This window comes from Fusibacter sp. (assembly GCF_057447755.1).
This window is the reverse complement of record NZ_JBVBZF010000257.1, coordinates 1-5,159: the sequence shown is the minus strand read 5'-3', so window position 1 is coordinate 5,159 and position 5,159 is coordinate 1. Positions and strand designations below refer to the sequence as shown.

Genomic DNA, 5,159 nt, shown 5'->3' with positions numbered 1-5,159 from the left:
TGGTATCAGAGGTTGTAACTTGTAATGGTTCTAGTTCACAAGCGAGTATTTGTGGTAGTACATTATCATTACTTGATGCTGGTGTACCGATTAAGGATTCAGTTGCTGGTATTGCAATGGGCTTAATTCAAGAGGACAACAAAATTTCTATCTTAAGTGATATCCAAGGTATGGAAGATGCACTTGGCGATATGGACTTTAAAGTTGCTGGTACAAAAGATGGTATCACAGCACTTCAAATGGACATCAAGGTTGATGGTCTTGATAAAGCTTTACTTGAAAATGCACTTTCACAAGCTAAAGAAGGTAGATTGTTTATCTTGGGCAAAATGGCAGAGGTTATTACATCGCCTAAACCTGAGTTATCTAAATATGCGCCAAGAGTATTTAGTATTAAAATCAATCCTGATAAAATCAGAGACGTTATTGGACCAGGTGGTAAAGTCATCACTAGAATCACTTCAACATACAATGTTAAAATTGATATTGAAGATGATGGTTCTGTATTGATTACTGCAAACGATGGTATCGGTGGCGAAAAAGCACTTGCTGAAATCGAAGGCATCACTAAAGATCCTGTGGTAGGTGCAGTGTTCACTGGTAAAGTTACGCGTCTAATGAAGTTTGGTGTATTCGTAGACTTAGGATTTGGAAAAGAAGGCTTATGCCATATTTCTCAAATCGATACTAAGAGAATCGCTAAAGTTGAAGATGTTTTAAACATTGGTGATGAAGTGGTTGTTAAAATCATTGAGATCGATGATCAAGGCAGAATCAACTTATCAAGAAAAGTGTTGTTAGAAGAAAATAAAACAGAAGCATAGAATAAAAAGAGTTTCATAAGTAAGGAGATAAAGATAATATTTGCCAATGTGCAAGTATTATCTTTCTTATGTTATGCTATTAATGCCAGTAGATGGCGTTTTAATGAGATTGAACAATAATGAGGTGAAAATTTGCATAATAAAATGCAATTAAGCAATGGACTAAGTGTCGTCTATCAAAAATTAGAAGGTTATAAGTCAGTATGTGTCGGCGTGTGGATTAAAGCAGGTTCGGCAAACGAAGATAAAAATAACAATGGCATATCACATTTTATTGAACATATGCTTTTTAAAGGCACTGATACAAAATCGGCAAAAGACATTGCCTTGATTATCGATGGTGTAGGTGGTGAGATAAATGCCTATACAGCCAAAGAATGTACATGTTATTATACAAAATTACTTGGAGACGATATCGAAATCGGATTTGACGTGTTGTCAGACATGATACAACATCCAACCTTTGAATCTGATCATATTGAAGTTGAAAAAACAGTGATCGTTGATGAAATTAACATGTATGAGGATTCATCAGAAGACTTAGTCGCAGATATTTTAACAGGGATTACTTTTGGAGAGCATGCATTATCATTGCCGATATTGGGCACTAAGGAAACGGTAACAAGTTTCACGCGAGAGGATTTGATTGCTTATTATTCTGATTTTTATGTTGCCAACAATGCTGTAATTTCAATTGCTGGTGCATTTGATGAGTTAGAATTGATCAGATTATGTGAAAAGTATTTTGGTCAGATGGGCGTTAATGAAAAGTTAAGTCATGAAGCCGTAATACCTCAGTTCCATTCGGACTATGGTTTTAAATATAAGGACAATGAACAAATTCAAGTTTCAATAGATTTGCCAGGCTTGCCATTTGATGATGAGAGAAGTTATGATTTAATGCTTTTATCAAATGTATTCGGTGGTACCAACAGTAGTATGCTGTTTCAGAAAATAAGAGAAGAATCTGGCTTATCATATTCTATCTTTAGTCAGCCGAGTTTTTATGATGATATTGGAACCATGACCATCAGCTTTGGCGTCGCGAAGGAAAATCTTGACCAGACTATGAAACTGATTATTGAAACCATTAATCAGCTTAAACTAAACAAGCTTACGGATGAAGATGTTGAACATGCAAGAGCGCATCTCAAAGGAAGCTTTGTGCTCGAGCTTGAGGGAACGGACAGTTACATGGACTTAATTGGCCGACTCGAACTCTTTGCTCAAAAGGAAAAAGATTTTGATGAAATGATGGCAAAAATCAACAACATCAAAACACAGACCGTTAATGAACTCATTGACCTATGCTTTGTAAAAGACAAAATTGCACTTGCTATAGTGGGTGATATTGATGATGAAGCTACTAAAAATCTGTTTGAAATGTTGAAAAATGAAATCATATAAAATTTGATGTTTATGATAAATAATTGATATAATAGAAGATGTGAGAATGAATTTTGGAGGAAGATATGAACATTAGAATTGTTAACAAATCAGAAAATCCATTACCTAACTATCAAACAATAGGATCATCTGGAATGGACATTTTAGCCAATAATGAGACTGAGATTATTATAAACCCGATGGAGAGAACTTTAGTGCCTACAGGGATATTTCTTGAAATACCTATTGGGTATGAAGGTCAAGTTAGGGCGCGTTCAGGCCTTTCTATTAAAAATGGCATTACCCTTGTGAATTGTGTTGGCACAATTGACAGTGACTATAGAGGTGAACTCAAGGTGCCTGTGATTAACCTTGGAAGCGACCCTTTTAAAATTGTGAAGGGGGACCGCATTGCCCAGCTTATTATAACTAAGTACGAGAGAATTACATGGGATCAAGTGGACTCAATTGATGAAACTGAAAGAGGTGCAGGTGGTTTTGGTTCAACAGGCGTTAAAGGATAGACATCCAAAGTACAGGAATCAATATTAAGACGAATAACGAATAGCAGAGGTTGGAAATGTCGATTATTATACAGAAATATGGTGGCACTTCAGTTTCTACGGAAGAGGGTAGAAATATCATTGCTTTTAATACAAAAAAAGCAATTGAAAGTGGAAAGCAGGTTGTCATAGTGGTATCTGCAATGGGACGATTAGGTGCACCGTATGCAACGGACACCTTAATTCACATGTATCAGCAGCCTTTTAATGAAATCAATACAGAGGATTTAGATCTTCTAATGAGTTGTGGTGAAACCATTTCGGCAGCTTATATTTCAAATTGGCTAAGAGGTCATGGTTTAAAAACCAAAGCTTTGACCGGCCAGCAAGCTGGGATTGTCACAAATAGTGTGGCTGGTAATGCGACGGTTAAGTATGTCAACACTGATAAGATGATTTCCCTAATTGAAAAAGGATTCGTATTAGTGGTTACAGGCTTTCAAGGTGTTTCTGAAGCAGGTGATATCACAACGCTAGGTAGGGGTGGTTCAGATACCACTGCGGCCATATTAGGTGAGGCACTTAATGCTGAGTATGTTGAAATCTATACAGATGTGGATGGCGTCATGACTGCAGATCCTAGACATGTTGACGATGCCAAGGTCTTGAATAAAATCAGCTATGAAGAAATGCATCAAATGGCACTTGATGGCGCTAAGGTCGTAGATCCAAAAGCGGTGGCAATCGCGAAACGCAGCAATAAACCCTTATACATTAAAAATACCTTCTCTGAAGGTTTGGGGACACTTATTCATGGTGAATTTACACCTGAGGCAAATAAGATTGTCACAGCAGTAGCCTATAAGAACAACATCATTCAAGTTAAGGTTAAGGTGGACAACTATGACCCTAGATTTGAAACCCTCTTAAAGGGTATCGAAAAAGAGAAGATTTCTATAGACTTAATCAACTTTCTTGAAGGTGAGAAAATATTTACAGTGGACCATATACACCAAATTAGCATTCTTAACCTAACGAGTGAACTCGAGCTTGATACTCAAATTATTGAATCTTGCTCGAAGGTCACAGTTATTGGTCATGGCATTCACGGTGTACCGGGTGTCATGAAAAGGGTGGCGCTTGCATTGACATTAAACAGAGTAAGCATTTTGCAAACTTCGGATTCATATACAACTATTTCATGTTTGGTTAAGGAGAACGAATTAACGAAAGCCATTAAGGCTTTACATGACGAATTCGGATTGAATGATTAAACGGAGGTGATCCTTTGGCTACACCAAAGACAACTAAGAGAACGACGACAACAAAAAAGCGTGGCACAACGAGCAGACCTAAAAGCAAACCCCTTAAAAAGACTGCTAAAGAACTAGAGCACCACTATAAGGTCATGTATGAGCTGAAGGTGATTGCACTGGTTGCCTTTACATTGTTCACCATGTTGAGCCTTTATACTTCAACGGTTGGACAACTTGGTCATGCCATTAAAAGCCTTTATCTCGGCTTGTGTTCCTATGTTGGTTTTATTTTACCCGTGTTTATTTTCATTTATATCTTTGTTCATATTAATTTAAACTTAAGACCTGCACGTAATCGTATATACATAGCGATGTCCCTAATTCTCTTGGGCGCTTTGCTATTGACGACGATGATGGTCTTCCCTGGCGTTGAAAGGGATTTGTTTAAGGTGGAATCCAATTTTGCCACAGTGAATCAGTATAAGTTGACCTTTGATAGGAGTGTCTTGTTAAAGGGTGGTGGCGTATTTGGTGAATTAGTGACTTTAGGCATTCTTAAGCTAGTGGGTAATATTGGCGCCTTTATATTAATTATTGTTTGTTTTGTTTCTGGCTTTATCGTTTGGACTCGAATTTCATTACATGATCTTTGGGATGAAAAACGTAAGAAGCAAGCTGAAAAACGTAAAGTCAAACAAGAAGAAATTGCAAGACTTATGGAAGCTAGAGCGGCTGAGACAATTTCTAAGCCTGAAGTTATGGAAGCGCCTAAAAAGACGGATCCTAGAAAATCTGAACCACAAAAGGCTCCTGAATCAGATTCGGCCCATTTCTTAAATACACTGGATGCCTTTAAAAAAGCATCACGCAAAAAAGACATAAAAACATTTGACTATGATGCTTATGAAAAGGATGAAGTAAAACCTGCTGAAAATGGGCAAACTGATAGGCCATCTGAAGACCTTGGTTTGAAACCACCTGTGACCCCATCCGTACCACCATCTGTGGTAGCACCGAATGTGACACCAGTTGTGACCCCTCCGGATACTAAGCCTGAGATGAAACCGGATATCAAGGCGACCATTAAGCCTGAAGTTAAAGTATCACCACTTAAAAGTGAATCGGTCAATGTGTCACAAACTGACGACATTCAAAGCGGGGCAGAGATTAGTATGCCTGGTGAAAACGGT

At 37.7% G+C, this 5,159-nt stretch carries 5 protein-coding genes; all 5 read left to right on the top strand.

The annotated features are described in order from the left end of the window. Positions 1-824 (top strand): S1 RNA-binding domain-containing protein (locus tag AC220I_RS17925; RefSeq protein WP_486725237.1); only part of this gene is annotated, 824 nt, incomplete at its 5' end. Positions 825-956: 132 nt separating this feature from the next. Then, entirely contained in the window at positions 957-2,231 is a 1,275-nt protein-coding gene (locus AC220I_RS17920) for a M16 family metallopeptidase (RefSeq protein ID WP_486725236.1), read from the top strand. 65 nt (positions 2,232-2,296) lie between these two features. Continuing rightward, on the top strand, positions 2,297-2,734 hold the full coding sequence (dut, locus tag AC220I_RS17915; RefSeq protein WP_486725235.1) for a dUTP diphosphatase: 438 nt from the start codon (positions 2,297-2,299) through the stop codon (positions 2,732-2,734). Between the two features lie 56 nt (positions 2,735-2,790). Continuing rightward, positions 2,791-3,987 carry an aspartate kinase gene (gene dapG, locus AC220I_RS17910; RefSeq protein ID WP_486725234.1) on the top strand — a complete coding sequence of 399 codons (1,197 nt, stop codon included), beginning with the start codon at positions 2,791-2,793 and terminating at the stop codon, positions 3,985-3,987. Positions 3,988-4,001: 14 nt separating this feature from the next. Next, positions 4,002-5,159: hypothetical protein (locus AC220I_RS17905; protein ID WP_486725233.1), on the top strand; the 1,158-nt coding region annotated here is incomplete at its 3' end.

What these genes read in the sequence shown, in the direction of transcription:
- dut (WP_486725235.1), top strand. Translation starts at nt 2,297, where the DNA reads ATGAACATTAGAATTGTTAACAAATCAGAAAATCCATTACCTAACTAT.
- dapG (WP_486725234.1), top strand. Translation starts at nt 2,791, where the DNA reads ATGTCGATTATTATACAGAAATATGGTGGCACTTCAGTTTCTACGGAA.